Below are 20789 nucleotides of genomic sequence, written 5' to 3'. Positions count from 1 at the left end.
GTCTACCGGTAGTTCGCAACCAGCAGGAGTACAGACCATGAGCCGACGGCGAACGTGGACCGAGATCACGATCGTCCTGTTGCTGTCGCTCGGCGGCAGCGCGCTGTACTCGATCCTCCAGATCATCGACGACCTGTCCCAGACGACGCCGCTCGGGCAGCAGTCCACCGCGCTCAACCAGTCGACGACGACCGTGCAGTACGTCGACCTCGCGCGGCAGCTCGTCGGCATCGCCGTGGACCTCGCCCCGGTCGCGCTCGTCTGCTACCTCCTCTGGAGCACCACGCGCCCGCACCTGTCCCGGCTCGGCATCGACCGGTTCCGGGTGCGCCCGGACCTCGGCGGCGCCGCCCTCATCGCGCTGTCCATCGGGATCCCCGGACTCGCGCTGTACTTCACGGGCCGGGCGCTCGGGTTCACGGTGGACGTCGACCCCGCGGCACTCGACTCCTACTGGTGGACGATCCCGGTCCTGCTGCTCTCGGCGGTCCGGTCGGGGTTGCAGGAAGAGGTCATCGTCATCGGCTACCTCTACGAGCGGCTCGGCGGACTCGGGTGGGGCCGGTGGCAGGTCATCCTCTCCACCGCGGTCCTCCGCGGGAGCTACCACCTGTACCAGGGCTTCGGCGCCTTCGTCGGGAACGCGGTGATGGGCGTCGTGTTCGGGTGGATCTACACGAAGTGGGGCCGGCTCCTCCCTCTGGTCATCACGCACTGCCTGCTCGACGCCGTCGTGTTCGTCGGGTACCCGTGGGTGGCGGCCGCGTTCCCGCAGCTCTTCCGGTGACGGCGCCGACGGACGCGCCGGGCGACCGTCCGCGCTCTGCGTGCCGCGTGCTGCCACCCCCGTCTGGGCGTCAGCGACCTCACGGACACCGTGCACCCCACTCCTGGGGACGCACAGCAGATCCACAGCGCTCCGCGGACAGGCACGTCGCCACCGGCCGTACCGTGAGCACATGAGCATCCCCGAGGTCGGTGAACCCGCACCGGCGTTCAGCCTGGCCGGCACCGTCGTCCGCGACGGCACGCGCACGGACGGCGTCTACGACCTCTCCTCGCAGATCGGTCGCACCGTGGTGCTCGCCTTCTACCCGGGCGACGCCACCCCGGTGTGCAGCGCGCAGCTGTGCAGCTACCAGTAGGAGCTCGACGACTTCGACGACCTGGGTGCCGTCGTGTGGGGCATCAGCCCGCAGGCGCTCGACTCGCACGAGGCGTTCGCCCGCGGGTCCTCGCTCACCTTCCCCCTCCTGAGCGACCCGTCCGGCGCGGTCGTCCGGTCCTACGGCGTCCGCGCCCCGGGGATCGGTCTCCGTCGGTCGGTGTTCGTCATCGGACCGGACGGCATCGTGCGCTGGCGGCACATCGGTCTCGTCGGGCTGCGGTTCCCGAAGGCCGAGGTCATCCGCGAGCAGATCGAGCAACTCGTATCGTGACGGCGTGTCGATCTCCGGAATCTCCCAGCCTGGGGTATTGACACCCGAACGGGGGTCCGGGGACCATTGGTGGAACGAGAGGTCCACGTAGGACTTGCCTCCCCGGAGAATCGGGTCATCCGGAGATACGCGCCGGTGTGTCACACCCGCTCCCCGGATGTCTCCGGGGAGGCACTCTCGGAACACTCTCCTACGCTGTGTGCGTGACCGTCATCGTCGCGCCCGGGATGCGCGTGCTCGCCCTCGTGCTCTGGGCCGCCTCCGTCGCGCTCGTCCCCCTCGCCCTCGTCGGTGACGGATCGCCCTGGCTCGCCCCGATCCCGAGCGTCTTCATCGCGTTCCTCGCCTGGGCCGTGCTCTGGCGCCCCCGCATCGAACTCACGCCCGACGCACTCCGCGTCGTCGACGTCCGCCGCACCAGCACCTACGCCTGGAAGCGCGTCACCGAGGTCCGGACGAAGTACGGCCTCGAGGTCGTCACCAGCGAGGGCGTCCGCCGCACCTGGATCGCGACACGGCCGACGGCCCGCCTCGCGGCGCACCGACCGGGAGGCACGGTGCGGCTCACCGTCGACGGTGCGGCCGACGAGGTGCGCGCGATGGTCCCCGCGGCGGCCGTGCAGGACGGCCCGCCCCCGGCGAGCGTCACCGCCGCGCCGATCGCGCACCGGGCGCACGGCTGGTCGGTGCTCGCGCTGATCGTACTCGGTCTCGTCGGGGCGATGGCGGCCGCACAGCTCTGAGCGCGTTCGACCCTCCGCACACGACGACACCCCCGACGCCGAGGCGCCGGGGGTGTCGTCGTGTGCGGTGCGTGCCGCGGACTACTTCTTGTAGCCCACGTCCTGCCACTTCACCGAGTACTGCTGGAACTGCGCCGGACCGTAGTTCACGAGGTCCTTGCGGACGCCCCACGCGTAGGGCTCCGGGAACAGCGGCAGCGTGCCGGCGAGCGACGTGATCACCTTGTCGATCTCGTTCGCGTCCTTGATGCGGGCGCTCGGGTCGAGCTCACCGTTCGCCGTGTCCCAGAGCTTGCCGAGCGAGTCGTCGGTGACACCGGTGTAGTTCTGCCCAGCGTCGGCCGGGTAGTAGATCGACTTCGTCGACGACACCGGGAAGGGCGTGCCCTGCCAGGCGAAGTACGTCGCGTCGAAGTCACGCGTCGTCGTGGTGATGTACTTCGTGAAGAAGTCGTCGGACGGCACGGTGTCGATCGTCACCTTGAAGCCGGCGAGCTTCGTCTGCTGCTGCACGAGCTGCGCGACGTTCGCCGAGTTCTGGTTGTCCGAGGGGATCACGAAGCGGACCGAGAGCGTCTTGCCGCCCTTGGCCGCGTAGCCGTCCGAGCCGATCTTCCAGCCGGCATCCTCGAGCTTCTGCTTGGCCTTGTCGACGCTGTAGCCGTACACGCTGGAGGCGTGGTCGGTGTAGCCCTTCTGACCCGGCAGGTAGATGAGGTTGTTGAGCACCGTGACCGGGCTCTTGACCGGCGACAGGATCGCCTGGGCGACGGTCTGGCGGTTGATCGCCTGAGCGAAGGCCTGGCGGACCTCCTTGTCCTTGAAGACGTCGGAGGTGCCGTTGAGCGTGATCTGACGCTGTGTCGTGCCGAGCGAGCGCTCGATCTTCGAGTCGCTGCGGCTGTTCGCGGTCTTGAAGTTGTCGGCGGAACCGTTCAGGTTGAACGCGTCGAACTCCTTGTTCGCGTACGCCTGGGCGACACCGTCACGCGACACCGTCTTGAAGACGATCGTGTCGAGCTTCGGTGCGTCACCCCACCACTTGGGGTTCTTCTCGAACGTGAGGACGCCGCCGTTGGCGTCGAACGACTTGACGATGTACGGACCACCGGAGACGTAGGTCTTGCCGTCGGCCGCGTACGGGCCCTTCGCCCACGCCTTGTTGAAGTGGTCGGGGGTGTCGACGGCCCAGTAGGGGTAGATCGTCCCGAGGACGCTCGGCCAGTCCGCGTTCGTCTTCGAGAACGTCATGACGACGTCACGCTCGTCGGAGCCCTGCTTGACCGAGTCGACGTCCTCCCACACGTTGGTGGCGAGGGGCGCGAAGGCCTTGTTGGTGCCGTTGAGGGCCTTCCAGTTGGCCTCGACGTCCTTCTCGGTGATCGGGGTGCCGTCGGACCAGGTGGCCTTCGGGTTGATCTTGATCTCGACGGTCTGCGGGGAATCCTTCGTCAGCTCGACCGACTCGGCGAAGTCCTTGTTGACCTCCCACTCGCCGTTCTCCTTGAACTGGATGAACGACGGCAGGTAGACGCCAGCGATGGTCTGGTCGTCGACGGTGCCGGAGTCGAGGTTGTTGATCTGGAAGTTCGCCGGTGCCGTGTCGATCGGCAGCGTCAGGGAGCCGCCGTCCTTGATGTCGCTGCGGTCAGCGGTGGTCCAGCCCGTCGACTTCAGCGTCGACTGAGCGACTGCCGAGCTGCTTCCTCCGGCGTTCCCGCCGCCCGAGCAGCCGGCGAGCACGAGTGCCGCGGCGGCTGCTGTGGCGAGCACGGCCGTCGTCTTGATCCTCATTCGCATGGCGAGGATTCCCTTTCGTTGTGGTTCGCGCCGGAGCGCAGACGCGCGGCAGCCCCCGGCTGACACGCCTGTTGGAGAAGAACCCTAGTCACATCCGAAGTCCGCACAAGAGAGGTCGGGACAGATCGAAACATGCTCGTAACGTCTTCAGCCTAGCGTCGGGGGTGATCACCCACCACGGTTCGGGACCGGCTAACCTGTCGACACCGAACAACGCCGTCCGGACGGACGGCCGCACCCCTGAGGTCCCAGTACATGCTTGCTTTCCTCGCGAAGCGGATCGTCAACTACGTGATCCTGACGATCGTCGCGACGACCCTCGGCTACCTCCTCGCCAGCTCCACGCTCAACCCCGCAGCACGCTTCCTGGGTCGGAACCCCGCGGTTCCCCAGGGCACGATCGACGCCTCGCTCCAGAAGCTCGGTGCCGACCCGAACGTGCCGCTCCTGGTGCGCACGTGGAACTGGTGGGTGAACCTCGTCACGCACGGCTCGCTGGGCATCAGCTCACGCGGCACCGAGGTCACGGCCGACATCATCGCCCGCTCGGGCACCAGCCTCCGGCTGCTCGTGATCGGCACCCTGCTCGGCGCGATCCTCGGCGTCCTGCTCGGCGTCTGGAACGCGGTCCGGCAGTACAAGGCCTCGGACCAGGTCTCGACGTACCTGTCGTTCGCGGTGCTGGCGACCCCGCCGTTCGTCATCGCGGTCGTCCTGATGATCCTCGCGACGACGCTCAACAACTCCGTCGGGACGCAGGTCATCAGCTTCACGGGTGAGTACACCCCGGGGGTGACCGGGTTCTTCCCGGTCCTCGGCGACCGGCTCGTCCACCTGTTGTTGCCGACGATCTCACTGACCGTGGGCGCGGTGGCGTCGTACTCCCGGTACCAGCGCTCGGCCATGCTCGACGTGCTCTCGAACGACTTCATCCGGACGGCCCGGTCGAAGGGCCGGACGCGCGGGTCGGCGATCATGCGGCACGGCGTGCGCGTGGCGCTCATCCCGATGTCGACCTTCTTCGCCTACTCGTTCGGCCTCATCCTGACCGGCGCGAGCATCACCGAGCTGGTCTTCAGCTGGCACGGCATGGGTGAGTACTTCGTCCAGAGCATCAGCAACAACGACATCAACGCGGCATCGGGCACGATCCTCTTCACGGCGATCCTCGTGCTCATCGCAGGCACCCTCGCGGACCTGCTCTACGCCGCGCTCGACCCGCGAGTGAGGGTGTGACCCGTGTCCGTACTCGACCCCACGACCACGACCACCGCCGGCGACCCAGGTGACGGCAAGGCCGGAGAACCGGCACATGTCGTCGAGGTGAAGGGTGGCCGCACGCCGCTGTGGCGCAAGGTGTTCGGCACCTGGCGCGCCCGCATCGGTGGTGGCGCCCTCCTGCTCATCATCCTCTGGGCCTTCGTCGGTCCGTACCTCTACCACTGGAACTCGGTGGACTCGGACGGTCTGGCCTTCGGCATGCCGCCGAGCGCTTCCCACTGGTTCGGCACGAACGACATCGGCCAGGACATCTACGCCCAGACGCTCGTCGGTCTCCAGAAGTCGCTCCTCATCGGCCTCATCGCGGGTCCGGCGGCGACCCTCATCGCGGGGATCGTCGGCGCCGTCGCGGGCTACTTCGGCGGCTTCGTCGACCGCGCCCTGGTGTGGGGCATCGACCTGCTGCTCGTCATCCCGTCGTTCTACGCGCTCGTGCTCCTGAGCCCGCTGTTCAAGAACCTCAGCTGGTTGGCGCTCATCATCGGTCTGGCGATCTTCGGCTGGATGATCATGGCGCGCGTGATCCGCGGTCAGACGATGTCGCTGCGCGAGCGCGACTACGTCAAGGCCGCACGGTTCATGGGCGTGCCCTCGTTCACGATCATCCGTCGGCACATCCTGCCGAACGTCGCGTCGCTGCTCATCATCGACGCCACGCTCGGCGTCGGCGCGATGATCCTGTCGGAGAGCGCCCTGAGCTTCTTCGGCTTCGGCATCCAGGTCCCGGACGTGTCCCTCGGCACGCTGCTCGCCGCTGGCAGCCAGTCCGCGGTCACCCGTCCGTGGCTGTTCGTCCTGCCGGCCGCGACGCTCGTCGCCACCGTCCTCTCCACCAGCCTGCTCGGCGACGCCCTGCGCGACGCCATCGACCCCACCTCTGGAGCCAACCGTGACTGAGCCGCTGCTCACCGTCTCCGACCTCTCCGTCACGTTCAACCCGTCGACCAAGCCCGTCTACGCCGTCCGCGGCGTCGACTACACGGTGAACCAGGGCGAGTTCCTCGGGATCGTCGGCGAGTCCGGGTCGGGCAAGTCGGTCTCCTCGATGGCTGTCATGGGGCTGCTCCCGTCGTCGGCGAAGGTCGAGGGGAGCATCAAGTTCGACGGCCGCGAGCTCCTCGGACTGAACGACCGCGAGCTGTCCAAGCTCCGCGGCGGCGACATCGCGATGGTGTTCCAGGACCCCCTGTCCGCGCTGACGCCGGTGTACACGATCGGCCAGCAGATCATCGAGGGGCTCCGGCTCCACGACCGAGCGCTGACCCCGCACGCCGCCCGGACCCGCGCCGAGGAGCTCCTCCGCGCCGTCGGCATCCCGAACCCGGCACGACGGCTCGACGCCTTCCCGCACGAGTTCTCCGGCGGCATGCGCCAGCGCGCGATGATCGCGATCGCGATCGCCAACGACCCGAAGCTGATCATCGCCGACGAGCCGACCACGGCCCTCGACGTGACGATCCAGGCTCAGATCCTCGACGTCCTGCAGACCGCGAAGGACATGACCGGCGCCGCCGTCGTCCTCATCACCCACGACCTCGGGGTCGTCGCGGGCAACGCGGACCGGGTCGCCGTGATGTACGCCGGCCGGATCGTGGAGACCGCACCGGTCGAGCCGCTGTTCCGCGAGCCGGTCATGCCGTACACGATCGGACTGCTCCGCTCGATGCCGAACATGACCTCGTCGCGTTCGGAACGGCTCGTGCCGCTCGAGGGCCGCCCGCCGCTGCTCACGCAGAAGCCGACCGGCTGCCCGTTCGCCGACCGCTGCCCGGCCGTGCTCGACGCCTGCCGCGAGGGCGAGCCGGCACTGCTCGCGCCCACGGTGGCGCCGAGCGCCGACAACCCCGTCCTGACCGGGACGACGCCGACCATCACGAACGGCGCATTCGACGACGAGCACACCGCCGCCTGCATCCGGCGCGACGAGATCGCCGCCGGCACGCTCGCGCGCTCCGAGATCTTCCCCCGCCCCGAGGACATCCCCGAGGCATCGATCGACCATGGCGACGACGTGGTGCTCCAGCTCGACGACGTCGTGAAGACCTTCCCCCTCACCAAGGGCGCGCTCTTCCGCCGCCGCATCGGCGAGGTGCACGCGGTCGACGGGATCTCCCTGACCCTGAAGCGCGGGCAGGTCCTGGGCCTGGTCGGCGAGTCCGGCTGCGGCAAGACGACGACGATCATGGAGATCCTCGAGCTCGCCGGCGCGCAGCAGGGAACGATCAAGGTGAACGGCGTCGACACGAGCACGCTGACGAAGCAGGACCGCCGGGCACTGCGGAGCGACATCCAGGTCGTCTTCCAGGACCCGATGGCCTCGATCGACCCGCGCCTCGACATCGGCTCCGTCATCGGCGAGCCCCTGACGGTGCACGGCGTCCCGAAGGACGAGATCCGTCGTCGGGTCCGCGAGTCACTCGAACTCGTCGGGCTCGAGCCGAGCTACATCGACCGGTACCCGCACGAGTTCTCCGGTGGCCAGCGGCAGCGCATCGGCATCGCCCGCGCCCTCATCGTCGAGCCGAAGATCCTGGTGCTCGACGAGCCGGTGTCCGCGCTCGACGTGTCCGTGCAGGCCGGCGTGATCAACCTGCTCGAGGACCTCAAGCACCGCCTCGGCCTCTCGTACCTCTTCGTGGCGCACGACCTCTCGGTGGTGCGGCACATCGCGGACGACGTCGCGGTCATGTACCTCGGTCGGATCGTCGAGTACGGCGAGGGCGACCTCGTGTTCGACGACCCGCAGCACCCGTACACGCGCGCCCTGCTGTCGGCCGTGCCGGTGCCGGACCCCTCGGCCGAGGCGGCACGCGGCCGGATCCTGCTCGACGGTGACCTCCCCTCCCCCACGGAGAAGATCGAGGGCTGCCGCTTCCGGACCCGCTGCCCGCTGTACCAGCTCCTCGACGAGGGCCGACAGCAGCAGTGCCGCTCCGTGGACCCGCGTCTGCAGGACGTGCACGGCCGCGGGGTCGCGTGCGTCCAGACCGACCAGAACCACCTGCTCACGGAGCGCGCAGAGGCGGCCGCGTAGACGACCGGGTCGCCACCACACAACGGACGGGAAGCGCGGTGCCGGCTGGCACTCCTCCCTCGCAGGCTCGGTCGGCGCGCCCCGCGCAACGCTGCGCGTCGCCGCTGAGCGGGTCGCGCTCCCGTCCGTTGTGTGAGTGCGTCGCGGACGCGACGTCAGACGATGACGGCGACCACGCAGAGGACGACCACCACGACGCCCGAGGCGAGCGCTGGGACGTCCCAGCCGCGCGTCACCGGGCCGTCCGGGGAGCCCTCGCGTCGCTCGGACCAGCGGTCGCGCAGCACCACGAACTCGTCCGGCTGCCGCAGGACCCGCGGTTCGCCGCGGCGGGCGGGTTTCGGGCGCGGCAGCGAGGGCCCGCCCCAGCACGTGAGCCGCCGGCCACCGACGACGTCGAGCACGATCTGGAAGCGCATCCGCACGTCCTCGACCGCACCCCACGGCACCTCGGTGCGTCGGAGCGGGTTGACGACGGTGACCGTGTCGGCGTCGATCCGGATGTGCGGGCGGAACGTGAGGACCCAGAGCACCCAGACGAGCGCGCCCAGCGGTCCCACCGAGCGGAGCACGACGTCCCAGCTGCCTCGGACCGCGGCGTCGCCGAGCAGGAAGAGCGCCAGGACGGCGACGAGGCCGGACGCCACCGCCCCGCCGCGCCCAGCGCGGAGGACGATCGGGCGTCCGGCCTCGTTCGTGCCCAGGGGGATCAGCGTCCGAACTCGAACCCGGCGCCGGGGATGGCGGCGAGCAGGTCCTGGGTGTACTGCTCCCGCGGGTTGGCGAAGACCTCGTCGGTCGTCGCCTTCTCGACGATCTGCCCCTTCCGCATGACGCACACGTTGTCCGCGACGAGACGGACGACCGCGAGGTCGTGCGTGATGAAGAGGTACGTCAGACCGAGCTCGGACTGCAGCTCGGTGAGCAGGTCGAGGATCTGGCCCTGAACGAGGACGTCGAGTGCCGAGACCGCCTCGTCGAGGACGATGACCTCGGGCTTGAGCGCCAGCGCACGCGCGACGGCGATGCGCTGCCGCTGGCCGCCGGACAGCTCGTTCGGGTACCGGTTCACCATCGACTTCGGCAGCGCGACCTGGTCGAGCAGCTCGAGCACACGGGCGCGGCGCGACGCCTTGTCGCCGACCTTGTGGGTCTGCAGCGGCTCCGCGATCGTGTTGCCGACGTTGTACATCGGGTCGAGCGACCCGTACGGGTCCTGGAACACCGGCTGCACGCGACGACGGAAGTCGAAGAGCTCCTTGCCCTTCAACGCACCCACGTCGATGCCGTCGAACTGCACCGAACCGCTCGTGATCGACTCGAGCTGGAGCACGAGCTTCGCGACGGTCGACTTGCCCGAGCCGGACTCGCCCACGAGCGCCGTGGTGGTGCCCTTCGGGATCGAGAACGACACGTCGTCCACGGCCTTCAGCTCGCGCGACGCGAGACCCTTGCCGCGGAGCTTGTAGACCTTCTCGAGGTTCTGCACCACGATGAGGTCCTTCGTGGGCGTCTGCTCGCGCTCCTGGGCGCGGGCGAGCAGCTCGGCGTCGTCGCTGCCGGTGTCCGCGATGTCGACCCGCTCGTGCTGCACCTTCGACTGGATGCGACGACTCGCGAGCGAGGGCGCCGCGGCGACGAGGCGCTGCGTGTACGGGTGCTGCGGGTTCGCCAGGATCTCCTTCGACGGCCCGGCCTCGACGACCTGGCCCTTGTACATCACGACGAGCTTCTCGGCGCGCTCGGCGGCGAGGCCGAGGTCGTGCGTGATGAACAGGACGGAGGTGCCGAAGTCGCGGGTCAGGGTCTCGAGGTGGTCGAGGATGACCCGCTGCACGGTCACGTCGAGCGCGCTCGTCGGCTCGTCGGCGATGAGCAGCTTGGGGCGGCTCGACAGGCCGATGCCGATGAGCACGCGCTGCCGCATGCCGCCGGAGAACTCGTGCGGGTACTGCTTGAGGCGGGTGGCGGCATCACCGAGGCCGGCCTCCTGGAGCACCTCGACCGCACGGGCCCGGATGGCCGCCTTGCCGGTCGCGACTCCGTTCGCCTTGATGGCTTCCTCGACCTGGAACCCGATCGACCACAGTGGGTTGAGGTTCGACATCGGGTCCTGCGGGACGTAGCCGATCTCCTTCCCGCGGATCTCGGCCATCTGCTTGTCGCTCATGCCGACGAGCTCGCGCCCGTTGAACTTGATCGACCCGCCGGTCACCTGGCCGGTGCCGGGCAGGAGCTTGATGATCGACTGGGCGCTGGTGGACTTGCCGGAGCCCGACTCGCCCACGATCGCGAGGCGCTCGCCCTGCTCGAGGGTGAAGCTCGCGTTGCGGACCGCCTGCACGAAGCCGTTCTGGGTCTTGAAACCGACCTGGAGGTCGGTGATCTCGAGCAGGGGCGCGCCGGTACCGCCGGTGCGACTGGTGTTCGGCTGGGTCAGTGTCTCGCTCATCGGCGGGCCCTCGCCTTCGGGTCGAGTGCGTCGCGGACCACGTCACCGAGGAGGAGGAACGAGAGCACGGTGATGGACAGGGCGGCCGAAGGCCAGAAGATCGTCGACGGCGCGGTGCGGATCGACGCCTGCGCGTTGCCGATGTCCTGGCCCCAGCTGAGCGCGGAGTCGGGCAGACCGATCCCGAGGAACGACAGTGTCGCCTCGGCAACGATGAACGTGCCGAGGGACACGGTCGCAACCACGATGACGGGGGCCAGCGAGTTCGGCACCACGTGCCGTACGAGCGTCCTGAACCGACTCACTCCGAGCGCCGCGGAAGCGGTCACGTAGTCGGACTGCTTCGCGCTGAGCACCGCTCCGCGCATGATCCGCGCGATCTGGGGCCAGGCGAACGCAGCGAGGACGAGCGACACCGTGAGCGCGTTCCGCGCCGGGATCACCGACATGATCACGATGGCTCCGAGAACGGTCGGGATCGAGAAGAAGATGTCACCGATGCGGGACACGATCGTGTCGAGCCAACCGCCGAAGAAGCCGGCGAGGGCTCCGATGACGACACCGACCACCGACACGAGGACCGTGGCGACGACGCCGACGATCAGCGAGTTGCGCGTGCCCCAGATGACGCGGGCGTACACGTCGTTGCCCTGGCGGTTGAAGCCGAGGATGTGTCCCGGCTCCGATCCCTCGTTGCTCTTGGAGAGGTCGGCTGCACGCGGGTCGACGTGTGCGAAGAGCCCGGGGAAGAGCGCCACGAGGATGATCAACACGATCAGCACGGACGACACCCAGAACATGGGACGGATCTTCATCGCGTCCCAGGCGTCGCTCCAGGTCGAGCGGGTCTTCGCGTCCTCGTCGACCTGGTCGACCGCCTGGAGCGGGGTCTCCTCGATCGGGGCGACGAAGTGCGTCGCCGAGCGGGGTTCGGTGTTACTTGGCATAGCGGATCCTCGGGTCCAGGACGGCGTAGAGCAGGTCGACCAGGAGGTTGGCGAGCATGAAGATGATGACCATCACGGCCACGAAGGAGACGACCGTCGGTCCTTCGCCGAGCTTGACGGCCTGGAACACCGTGCCCCCGACGCCGTGGATGTTGAAGATGCCCTCGGTGACGACCGCGCCGACCATGAGGTTGCCGATGTCGACGCCCAGGTAGGTCACCACGGGGATGAGCGAGTTGCGGAAGATGTGCACCCCGACCACGCGTCGACGAGGGAGCCCCTTGGCGGTCGCGGTGCGGACGAAGTCTGCCGACATGTTCTCCGCCACGCTGGCCCGGGTCAGTCGGACGATGTAGGCGAACGACACCGTCGCGAGCACGATCGCGGGGAGCACGAGCTCCGACCACGGCGCCTCGCTGGAGACCGTCACGCGGAAGAGGCCGAGGTTGATGCCGAAGACGTACTGCAGCAGGAAGCCGACCACGAACGTCGGGACCGAGATGAGCAGGAGGCTGACCACGAGCGCGGTGGCGTCGAACAGTTTGCCCTTGCGCAGACCCGCGATGACACCGACGACGATGCCGGCGATCGATTCGAACAGCAGCGACAGGATCGCCAGGCGCGCTGTGATCGGGAACGCCTGCGCGAGTTGCGAGCTCACGGGCAGTCCGGAGTAGGTCAGACCGAGGTCCCCGCGGAACACGCCGGCGATCCAGAGGAGGTACTGGATGATGAACGGCTTGTCGAGGTTGTACTGCTGCCGCAGCTGTTCGATCACCTGCGGCGAGGGCTGGCGGTCGCCGAACAGCGCGGCGATCGGGTCACCCGGCAGGGAGAACACCATGAAGTAGATGAGGAACGTGGCCCCGAAGAACACGGGGATGAGTTGCAGGAGGCGCTTGCCGAGGTACCAGAGCATCAGATCCCTGCCTGGTCCGGGACGCGCATGTCGTTCAGGTTCATGTCGTGAAGGGGTGGACGGTCCGCGGGTCGGCACGGGAGTCCGGTGCGGGCGGCGGCGCCCGCTGTGGTGGGGAGAGTGTTGCCGCCGTGGTACGGGGGCTCGGGAGCCTGGTGGGCTCCCGAACCCCCGTCCGGTGGTCGCGGTGCAGGATACCTGGCCGCGATGTGTCTCACGAGGAGACTGGTGTTACTTCTTGACCTCGACGTCGTAGTACAGCGGCACCGAGTTCCAGCCGAACTTCACGTTCGACACGTTGTCCGCGTTCCAGACACCGGTGACGTTGGCGTACCACAGCGGGATCTCCGGCAGGTCCTTGAAGAGGAGTTCCTGCGCCTGGTCGAAGTACTTGTTGCCCTCTTCGACGGTGGCGGCGGAACGGCCCTTCTGGAGGAGCTCGTTGTACTCAGCCGAGTCGTAGCGCGCGTAGTTGCTCGACGACCCCTTGCCCATGGTCGGGCCGAGGAAGTTGTACAGCGACGGGTAGTCGGCCTGCCAGCCGGTGCGGCTCGCGCCGGTCAGCTTGTCGTCCGTCTGGGCCGCGAGTGCCTCGGCGAAGGTCGGGATCGCCTTGCCCTCGGCCTTGATGCCGAGCGTGCTCGAGATCGAGTTCGCGACTGCGGTCACCCATGCCTGGTGACCACCGTCAGCGTTGTACGCGATGGTGAAGGTGTCGTTGTACTTCGAGATCTTGTCGGCCTCGGCCCACAGTTCCTTGGCCTTCGACTTGTCGTACTCGAGGACGTCCGACCCCTCGAGGTCGTCGTTCCAGCCGGCGATCACCGGGGAGGTGAAGTCCTTGGCCGGGGTGCGGGTGCCGTCGAAGATCTTGTCCGTGATCTGCTTGCGGTTGATCGACAGCGAGATCGCCTCGCGGCGGAGCTTGCCCTCTTCACCCTTCCAGTGGTCGAGGTAGTAGGGCATGTAGATCGCCTGGAAGATCGCGGCGGCCTGGTTGACGTTCGAGTCCGGGAAGTCGGACTTGTAGGTCTGGAACGCGCTGTCCGGCACGGCGTCGAGGACGTCGAGGTTGCCGCCCTGGGCGTCGGAGTACGCGGTGTCCTGCGAGGTGTAGAACGTGATCGTCAGACCACCGTTCTTCGGCTTGCGCTTGCCCTCGTAGTCCTTGTTGGTGACGAGCTTGATCGACTGGTTGTGCGTCCAGGCGCCCTTGCCGTCGAGCTTGTACGGCCCGTTGCCGATCGGGTCCTCACCGAACGCCTTGGTGTCCTTGTAGAACTCCGACGGCAGCGGCACGAACGCCGAGTAGCCGAGCGACAGCGGGAAGTCCGACTGCGCCGACTTGAGCGTGACGGTGAACTCGTCGTCGCTCTTGACCTTGAGACCGGTGAGGTCCGAGTCCTTCGTGGCGTCGTAGCCCTCGATGTTCTCGAAGAAGTACCCGGCGCTCTGCTTGTTCGAGTACTGGGCAGCCCAGTTCCACGCCTTGGTGAACGACTCCGCCGTGACCTTCTCGCCGTTGGTGAAGGTGTAGCCGGAGTTGAGCGTGATGTCGAACGTCTTGGAGTCGCTCGTGTCGATGCTCTTCGCGACCTCGTTGACCGGCTTGCCGTCGGCGTCGTAGGAGATGAGCCCCTCGAAGATCGAGTCGATGATCTTGCCGCCGCCGACCTCGGTGGTGTTCGAGGGGATGAGCGGGTTCTGGGGCTCGTTGCCGTTGGTGGTGACGATGCCCGCCGCGTTCGCCGAACCGGAGCCACCCCCGTTGCTGCTGTTGCTGGAGCAGCCGGTCAGGGCGATTGCTGTGGCCCCGAGCACGGCGAGGGCTGCGAGCCCAGCGCGCTTCTTGATCAAGATTCCTCCTGGTGCATGGGACGCTCCGGGCACACGTGTGCTCCCGGTGCGTTTGACCTCTGCACTGTATGCAGTGTCAGGAGCCGTCTCCAAGTTCAGGGGAGATCGGTTACAAACCGGAAACCAACTCGCAGGATCGTTGCGAGAGGATGCAAGTTTTCGGTCCCTCACGTGCATCGTTCGCGAGATTGTTGCACGCGCATCGAGGCTCTTGCAGTCCTGTGCAGGATGTGCAAGCGAGTGCCGTTGGAGCGCGCCCACAGCTGCGGCTCCCCCATCGATCGGACGTCTGCTCCTCGGGACGACGAGCGGGGCGGTCCGTGGCCATCGTGCCACGGACCGCCCCGCGTGTCCGTCCGGTCGCCGCCGTCAGCGGGTCGACCGGGTCCGCCCTGTCGCGGCTACGCGAACGCCTCCACCGGCGGGCAGGCGCACACCAGGTTGCGGTCGCCGTACGCCTGGTCGATGCGGCGCACCGGCGGCCAGTACTTCCTCGTGCTGATGCCCGGCAGCGGGTACACCGCCTGTTCGCGGGTGTAGGCGTGAGTCCACTCCCCCGAGATCACGGACGAGGCGGTGTGCGGCGCGTGCACGAGCGGGTTGTCGTCCGCGCTCCACTCGCCCCGCTCGACGGCGGCGGCTTCGGCTCGGATCGCGAGCATGGCGTCGACGAACCGGTCGAGCTCGGCGAGGTCTTCGCTCTCGGTGGGCTCGACCATGAGCGTCCCGGCGACCGGGAACGACATCGTCGGCGCGTGGAACCCGTAGTCGACGAGGCGCTTCGCGACGTCGTCCACCGTGATGCCCGTGCTGTCGCGCAGCGGCCGGAGGTCGAGGATGCACTCGTGCGCGACGAGCCCGTCCTGCCCGGTGTAGAGGACCGGGTAGGCGTCGCGGAGCCGTGCGGCGATGTAGTTCGCCCCGAGCACCGCGACCTCGGTCGCACGGGTGAGCCCCTCGAGCCCCATCATCCGGACGTACGTCCACGTGATCGGCAGGATGCTCGGGCTGCCGTACGGTGCGCTCGACACCGGGCCACCGGCGTGCGCGAGGCGACCGTCGGCGTCCGCCGCGGTGGCGCCGGAGCGACGGTCGGCCTGCTGCGCCATCGGATGGCCGGGCAGGTACGGCGCGAGGTGCGCCTTCGCCGCGACGGGCCCGACGCCGGGGCCGCCGCCGCCGTGCGGGATGCAGAACGTCTTGTGGAGGTTCAGGTGCGAGACGTCGCCGCCGAAGTCGCCGAACCGGGCGTGCCCGAGCAGCGCGTTGAGGTTCGCGCCGTCGACGTACACCTGACCGCCCGCGTCGTGGACGGCGGCGGTGATGTCGGTGATGTCGTGCTCGTAGACGCCGTGCGTGGACGGGTACGTGATCATCAGCGCGGCGAGCTGGTCGCCGTGCTGTGCGGTCTTCGCCCGGAGGTCGTCGAGGTCGACGTTGCCGTCCTCGTCGCACGCCACGACGACGACCCGCATGCCCGCGAGGACGGCCGACGCGGCGTTCGTGCCGTGTGCGCTCGACGGGATGAGGCAGACCGTGCGCTCGGTGTCGCCGTTCGCCTGGTGGTAGCCGCGGATCGCGAGGAGGCCCGCGAGCTCGCCCTGGCTGCCGGCGTTCGGCTGCAGCGACACGGTGTCGTACCCGGTGACCTCGGCGAGCCACGACTCGAGGTCGCCGATCATGTCGAGGTAGCCGGCGACGTCCTCGGCGGGCGCGAACGGGTGCACGTTCGCGAACTCCGGCCACGTCACCGCGGCCATCTCGGTCGCCGCGTTGAGCTTCATCGTGCAGCTGCCGAGCGGGATCATGCCACGGTCGAGCGCGTAGTCCTTGTCGGACAGGTGCTTGAGGTACCGCATCATCCGGGTCTCGCTGCGGTGCGCACTGAAGACCGGGTGCGTGAGGTACTCGCTGCTGCGCAGCAGACCGGCCGGGAGGCCCGTGGCCGCGTCCCGCACGGCGGTCTCGGTCGCCGGGACGGTCTGGTGCACCGCCCCGAACACGCCGGCGAGCGCCGTCACGTCGTCGGGCGTCGTCGTCTCGTCCACCGACACCTGCAGGGTGTCGGCGTCGACGAGGTGCAGCAGGTAGTCCCGCTCACGCGCGGCGTCGACGAGGGCGGCGGCACGACCGGCCGCGCGGAGCGTCAGGGTGTCGAACCACGCGTCGTGCACGACGTCGAGCCCGGCACCGCGTGCGGCGTCGGCGAGCGCAGACGTCGTGCGGGCGACCCGGTCGGCGATGAAGCGCAGGCCCTCGGGTCCGTGGTACACGGCGTACATCGACGCCATGACCGCGAGGAGCACCTGGGCGGTGCAGATGTTGCTCGTCGCCTTCTCGCGGCGGATGTGCTGCTCGCGGGTCTGCAGGCTGAGGCGGTAGGCCATCTGCCCGTCGGCGTCGAAGGAGACCCCGACGAGTCGGCCGGGCAGCTGGCGCTCGAGACCGGCACGGACGGCCAGGTACCCGGCGTGCGGTCCGCCGAAGCCGAGCGGCACGCCGAAGCGCTGGCTGGTCCCCACGGCGACGTCGGCGCCGAGGTCACCCGGGCTGGCGAGGAGCGTCATCGCGAGGAGGTCCGCGGCGACGACTGCGATGCCCCCGCCGGCGTGGACGCGCTCGATGGTGCGGCTCGGGTCGACGATGCGTCCGGAGGCGCCCGGGTACTGCAGGACGACGCCGAACGCGCCGTCGAGCTGCTCGTCGGTCGGGCCCTCGGCGGCGTCGAACGCGCGGAGCGTGATGCCCACGGCGTCGGCGCGGTGGTCGAGGAGCGCGCGGGTCTGCGGCAGGAGGTCGGCGTCGACGAGGAACGCGTCGCCCTTGACCTTCGAGGCGCGGCGGGCGAGGAGCATGCCCTCGACGACGGCGGTGCCCTCGTCGAGCATGGACGCGCCGGCCGTGGCCATGCCGGTGAGGTCGGACACCATCGTCTGGAAGTTGATGAGTGCCTCGAGGCGACCCTGCGAGATCTCCGGCTGGTACGGCGTGTACGCCGTGTACCAGCTCGGGTTCTCGAGGACGTTCCGCTGGATCACCGCGGGGGTGTGGGTGCCGTGGTAGCCGAGGCCGATCATCGCGCGCCGGACGGTGTTGCGGCCCGCCTTCGCGCGGAGCTCGGCCAGCGCCTCGGTCTCGCCGACGGCCGTGGGGATGACGGACGCGGTGACCGGTGCGGCGTGGATCGACTCGGGGATGGCGGTGCGGACGAGCGCGTCCAGGGACGGCTGGCCGACGGCGTCGAGCATGATCTGCTGGTCGGCGCTCGTCGTGCCGATGTGGCGGTCGGCGAAGGACGTCTGGAGGTTCTGCTGCGCGTCGCTCATGCGAGGGAGGCCCGGTACGCGTCGTGGTCCATGAGGTCCTCGGGGAAGGAGGTCCCCTCCACCTTGATCTTGACGAGCCAGCCGGCGCCGAAGGGGTCCTGGTTGACGGTGTCGGGGGCGTCGACGACGGCGTCGTTGACCTCGACGACCTCGCCCTCGATCGGGGCGAAGAGCTCGCCGACGCTCTTGGTCGACTCGATCTCGCCGATCTGCTCGCCCGCGGTGGTGGCGGTGCCGACGGCGGGGAGCTCGACGAAGACGACGTCACCGAGCTGGTCGGCGGCGTGGTCGGTGATGCCGACGGTGACGGTGTCGCCCTCGACGAGCAGCCACTCGTGGTCGGCGGTGTACTGGAGTGCGGTCTGGTCGGTCACGGGTTCAGCCTCTCGGGGAACGGCGGTAGAAGGGGAACGGGGTCACGGTGCTGGGGATGGCCGTGCCACGGACGTCGATGTGCAGGACTCGGTCGCCGGAGGACACCGCCTCCAGCGCAGCCGGGTCGACGAAGGCCATCGCGACCGGGTGGCCGAGGGTGGGCGAGAGTGCACCGGAGGTGACGGTGCCGACGACCTCGCCGTCGAGCACCACGTCGTAGCCGGCACGCGGAGCACGGCGCCCCTCGGTGACGAGTCCGACGAGCACGCGGGCGCCCTCGGCCGGCGAGACGCCGGCGGCACCGACGAAGTCGCCCTCGGTCGCGACGACCCGGCCGAGTCCGGCCTGTGCGGGTCGGACGTCGGTGCCGAGCTCGTGCCCGTAGAGGGGCATGCCGGCCTCGAGTCGCAGGGTGTCACGGGCGGCGAGCCCGGCGGGGACGACGCCGCGGTCGGCGCCGGTCTCGAGCAGGGCGTCCCAGATCGTCGTCGCGACCGACGGGTCGGAGTAGATCTCGAACCCGTCCTCGCCCGTGTACCCGGTGCGGGCGACCAGCACCTCGGCGCCGTCGAACAGGGCGTGCAGCACGCGGTAGTAGCGGAGCTCGTCGAGGGGGGTCTCGGGCTGCAGTCGGTCGGCCACCACGAGGGCGTCGAGCGTGCCCGCGGCGGCGGGGCCCTGGATCGCGACGAGGGCGGTCGTGTCGGAGTCGTCGGAGACCCGGACGTCGAAGCCGTCGGCCCGGGAGGTCAGGGCGTCGACGGCGACGGACCGGTTCGCGGCGTTGGCGACCACGAGGAAGACGTGCTCCTCGGTGCGGTACACGACGAGGTCGTCGAGGATCCCGCCGTCCCCCCCGAGGAGCAGCGAGTACTTCGCCCGGCCGACGGGCATCGCGCCGAAGGACCCGGCGAGCGCGTGGTCGAGGAACGCGACGGCGTCGGGGCCGGTCACGCCGATCTCGGCCATGTGCGACAGGTCGAAGACCCCGGCGGCACCGCGGACGGCGTGGTGCTCGGCGAGGTCGGACGAGTAGCGGACGGGCATCCGGTACCCGGCGAAGTCGGTGAAGGTGGCTCCGGCGGCTTCGTGCGCGGCCTCGAGCGGTGATGAACGCATGGCGGAGTTCTCTCGTCCTCGACGACACCCGACGACCGTCGTCGGGTGGGAACTCCCCCTCTGTCATGGGCCTGAGAGTTTCACCGCGGCCCGTGAGGTCCGTCGGCTTTCACCGTGGGCGAGGAGCCGGACCGACCGGTGGGTCGGGAGCGCCTGCTTTTCAGAGTGGCCTGTCCGTCGCGGTGTTGGACCTGAGAGATTGGCGGGGACGTTGCTCCTTCGGTGCAGGACACCGGCGAACCGGGGTCCGGCGTCTCCCGCGACGGGTGATCGGCCGTGCTTCAGTTGTCGCCGTCGAGCATACCGCCGCCGTGTTTCCGGGAGGTGTCGTGCTCCCGATTCGACATCTCGTAGAATTCCCGGGTGGCAGGACAGCGATCGCGCCCCCGCGGGCAGCTCGAACAGGCGGTGCTCGACGCCCTCTGGTCGGCACCCGACGGCCTGAGCGCGCGGCAGGTGCTCGACGCGTTCCCCGAGCCGCGACCCGCCCTCACGACCGTCCTGACCGTGCTCGACCGCCTCGGACGCAAGGGCCAGGTCGAGCGCGAGCAGCACGACGACGCCCCGCTGACCTTCCGCGCGACGAACAGCCGGGAGGAACAGACGGCCTCCCTCATGTCGAACGCCCTCGCCGCCGCCACCGACCGCGAGGCCGCGCTCCTGCAGTTCACCGGCTCGCTCGCCTCGGACGACCTCGACGTCCTCCGCCGCGCCCTCGACGCCCGCTCCCGGGGCTGATCGGGAGCGTCCGTGGTCGTCTCCGGTGTCGTCCTGATCGTGCTCGCCCTCGCGGTCGTCGTCCTCGCGCCGCGCGTCCTGACCCGTTCGGCCTGGACGATCGACCGCCCCCGCACCGCGCTCGTGTCGTGGTCCGTCGCGGTGCTGCTCGGCGTCGCCGGCTTCGTCGCGGGCATCGCGCTCGTCGTGCTCGCGAACCGTCCGCTCACCGATCCGTTCGGCCTGGCGGCCTCGCCGTCGCACGGCCTCAACGTCGGGGTCGCCCTCGTCGCGGTGCTCGCGTTCGTCGTCGCGGTCCGCGTCCGGCCCGGTCCGGAGCACGACGCCGTGCGCGAGGCGATGCGCTCCGGCGCAGCCCCGCAGCGCGAGATCGCCGGTGTCCCGGTCGCGCTGGTCGAGGCCGGCCACGCACTCGCGTGCGCGGTCCCCGGCCGCGCCGGCGGGGTGCTCGTCAGCACCGGGCTCGCGGACCAGCTCCGCACGGACGAACTGGAGGCCGTGGTCGCCCACGAACGCGCCCACCTGTCCCAGCACCACGCGGTCGCGGTCGCGGTCGCCGAGTCGATCGAGCGTGCGGTCCCGTGGGTGCCCGGTGCGCGCGCCATGGCGCGCTCGACGCGCGTCCTCGTCGAGTTCGCCGCGGACGACGCCGCCGCCCGGCGGCTCGGCCGCGACGCAGTGCGCCGGGCCGTGCTCGTGGCGGACGGGACGAGCGCGCTCGGGGTGATCCGCGCCTCCAGGCTGGAGGGTTAGGGTGGC

Annotated in this window: 16 protein-coding genes, 1 pseudogene and 1 riboswitch; of the genes and pseudogenes, 8 read left to right on the top strand and 9 right to left on the bottom strand. The window is 69.4% G+C overall.

Features of this window, described 5'->3' with window-relative positions; translation table 11 throughout:
- Nucleotides 1-37 precede the first annotated feature (37 nt).
- The 3 genes and pseudogenes from ACRQ4C_RS04765 (at nucleotide 38) to ACRQ4C_RS04755 (ending at nucleotide 2182) form a co-directional block, all read left to right on the top strand.
- A complete protein-coding gene (locus ACRQ4C_RS04765; RefSeq protein ID WP_439690315.1) occupies nucleotides 38-787 on the top strand; it encodes a CPBP family intramembrane glutamic endopeptidase in 750 nt (249 codons plus the stop codon).
- Nucleotides 788-959: 172 nt separating this feature from the next.
- Nucleotides 960-1439: pseudogene (locus ACRQ4C_RS04760) on the top strand (peroxiredoxin).
- A 203-nt stretch (nucleotides 1440-1642) separates the two neighbouring features.
- Nucleotides 1643-2182, top strand: coding sequence for a PH domain-containing protein (locus tag ACRQ4C_RS04755; protein WP_439690314.1), 540 nt, complete (start codon nucleotides 1643-1645; stop codon nucleotides 2180-2182).
- 81 nt (nucleotides 2183-2263) lie between these two features.
- Here the strand turns inward: ACRQ4C_RS04755 and ACRQ4C_RS04750 are convergent, their stop codons facing one another.
- Nucleotides 2264-3976, bottom strand: a complete 1713-nt coding sequence (locus tag ACRQ4C_RS04750; protein ID WP_439690313.1) for an ABC transporter family substrate-binding protein — start codon at nucleotides 3974-3976, stop codon at nucleotides 2264-2266.
- A 261-nt stretch (nucleotides 3977-4237) separates the two neighbouring features.
- On the opposite strand from ACRQ4C_RS04750, the gene ACRQ4C_RS04745 reads away from it, so the two are divergent.
- Genes ACRQ4C_RS04745 through ACRQ4C_RS04735 form a run of 3 tightly spaced genes read left to right on the top strand, consistent with a single transcriptional unit; the run spans nucleotide 4238 to nucleotide 8297 of the window.
- Nucleotides 4238-5218, top strand: a complete 981-nt coding sequence (locus tag ACRQ4C_RS04745) for an ABC transporter permease (protein WP_439690312.1) — start codon at nucleotides 4238-4240, stop codon at nucleotides 5216-5218.
- A gap of 3 nt (nucleotides 5219-5221) precedes the next feature.
- Nucleotides 5222-6160: an ABC transporter permease gene (locus ACRQ4C_RS04740; protein WP_439690311.1), complete on the top strand. Its 939-nt coding sequence runs from the start codon at nucleotides 5222-5224 to the stop codon at nucleotides 6158-6160.
- Complete coding sequence (locus ACRQ4C_RS04735) at nucleotides 6153-8297, top strand: dipeptide ABC transporter ATP-binding protein (RefSeq protein ID WP_439690310.1); 2145 nt, start codon at nucleotides 6153-6155, stop codon at nucleotides 8295-8297. The genes ACRQ4C_RS04740 and ACRQ4C_RS04735 overlap by 8 nt, the downstream gene beginning before the upstream one ends.
- Before the next feature lie 155 nt (nucleotides 8298-8452).
- Here ACRQ4C_RS04735 and ACRQ4C_RS04730 read toward each other — a convergent pair whose 3' ends face one another.
- The 8 genes from ACRQ4C_RS04730 to gcvT all read right to left on the bottom strand — a co-directional run bounded on the left by ACRQ4C_RS04730 (nucleotide 8453) and on the right by gcvT (nucleotide 19292).
- Nucleotides 8453-8944: a PH domain-containing protein gene (locus ACRQ4C_RS04730; protein WP_439690309.1), complete on the bottom strand. Its 492-nt coding sequence runs from the start codon at nucleotides 8942-8944 to the stop codon at nucleotides 8453-8455.
- A gap of 62 nt (nucleotides 8945-9006) precedes the next feature.
- Complete coding sequence (locus tag ACRQ4C_RS04725) at nucleotides 9007-10749, bottom strand: dipeptide ABC transporter ATP-binding protein (protein WP_439690308.1); 1743 nt, start codon at nucleotides 10747-10749, stop codon at nucleotides 9007-9009.
- Nucleotides 10746-11696, bottom strand: a complete 951-nt coding sequence (locus ACRQ4C_RS04720) for an ABC transporter permease (RefSeq protein ID WP_439690307.1) — start codon at nucleotides 11694-11696, stop codon at nucleotides 10746-10748. Before ACRQ4C_RS04720 ends, ACRQ4C_RS04725 begins: the two co-directional genes overlap by 4 nt.
- Nucleotides 11686-12615 (bottom strand): ABC transporter permease, encoded by a 930-nt coding sequence (locus ACRQ4C_RS04715; protein ID WP_439690306.1) that lies wholly within the window; start codon nucleotides 12613-12615, stop codon nucleotides 11686-11688. Before ACRQ4C_RS04715 ends, ACRQ4C_RS04720 begins: the two co-directional genes overlap by 11 nt.
- Nucleotides 12616-12846: 231 nt before the next feature.
- The gene (locus ACRQ4C_RS04710; RefSeq protein ID WP_439690305.1) at nucleotides 12847-14472 is read right to left on the bottom strand and encodes a peptide ABC transporter substrate-binding protein; all 1626 of its coding nucleotides are present in this window, start codon (nucleotides 14470-14472) and stop codon (nucleotides 12847-12849) included.
- Nucleotides 14473-14873: 401 nt separating this feature from the next.
- Entirely contained in the window at nucleotides 14874-17798 is a 2925-nt protein-coding gene (gene gcvP / locus ACRQ4C_RS04705; protein WP_439690304.1) for an aminomethyl-transferring glycine dehydrogenase, read from the bottom strand.
- On the bottom strand, nucleotides 17795-18172 hold the full coding sequence (gcvH, locus tag ACRQ4C_RS04700) for a glycine cleavage system protein GcvH (protein ID WP_400410154.1): 378 nt from the start codon (nucleotides 18170-18172) through the stop codon (nucleotides 17795-17797). Before gcvH ends, gcvP begins: the two co-directional genes overlap by 4 nt.
- A gap of 4 nt (nucleotides 18173-18176) precedes the next feature.
- A complete protein-coding gene (gene gcvT, locus ACRQ4C_RS04695; RefSeq protein WP_439690303.1) occupies nucleotides 18177-19292 on the bottom strand; it encodes a glycine cleavage system aminomethyltransferase GcvT in 1116 nt (371 codons plus the stop codon).
- 170 nt (nucleotides 19293-19462) lie between these two features.
- Nucleotides 19463-19562, bottom strand: a riboswitch (glycine riboswitch).
- Nucleotides 19563-19655: 93 nt separating this feature from the next.
- Between gcvT and ACRQ4C_RS04690 the strand changes: the two genes are divergently transcribed.
- The gene (locus ACRQ4C_RS04690) at nucleotides 19656-20030 is read left to right on the top strand and encodes a BlaI/MecI/CopY family transcriptional regulator (protein WP_290132532.1); all 375 of its coding nucleotides are present in this window, start codon (nucleotides 19656-19658) and stop codon (nucleotides 20028-20030) included.
- 12 nt (nucleotides 20031-20042) lie between these two features.
- Nucleotides 20043-20783, top strand: a complete 741-nt coding sequence (locus tag ACRQ4C_RS04685; RefSeq protein WP_439690302.1) for a M56 family metallopeptidase — start codon at nucleotides 20043-20045, stop codon at nucleotides 20781-20783.
- Nucleotides 20784-20789: the final 6 nt, after the last annotated feature.

It is taken from the genome of Curtobacterium sp. SP.BCp, from assembly GCF_051903255.1.
Classification (GTDB): domain Bacteria; phylum Actinomycetota; class Actinomycetes; order Actinomycetales; family Microbacteriaceae; genus Curtobacterium.
Note: the sequence above shows the minus strand (reverse complement) of the source record. Positions and strands in the feature narration are given on the sequence as shown.